Genomic DNA, 235 nt, shown 5'->3' with positions numbered 1-235 from the left:
TGGTGCTGTAGGTCGTCCCCGGCGTACCGGCAGTGACGTCGACGCAGCCGTCGGGCTGCATGGTCAGCGCCGGGGTGTTGGTCGGCGCCAGCACCACCGTGGTCGGGTCCACCGGCGTGCCGTTCAACGTGTCGTTGGTCAGCACGTTGGACACTCCGGTGGCGCCGCCCGCCGGCACGCCGGCCACCCTGTCGTCCAACGCGTCCAGCACACCAGCCCTGGGGAGCGGGAGCGA

1 protein-coding gene is annotated in these 235 nt (G+C 71.9%); it reads right to left on the bottom strand.

Annotated elements, in window-relative coordinates; all coding sequences use genetic code 11:
- Window positions 1-199 (bottom strand): hypothetical protein (locus tag ACQG3P_RS23960; protein WP_426806445.1); only part of this gene is annotated, 199 nt, incomplete at its 3' end.
- Between the last annotated feature and the right edge of the window lie 36 nt (window positions 200-235).

The organism is Stenotrophomonas sp. SrG, assembly GCF_050031795.1.
Lineage (GTDB): Bacteria > Pseudomonadota > Gammaproteobacteria > Xanthomonadales > Xanthomonadaceae > Stenotrophomonas > Stenotrophomonas rhizophila_A.
The sequence above is the reverse complement of the archived record's forward strand: the minus strand, read 5'-3'. Positions and strand labels throughout refer to the sequence as shown.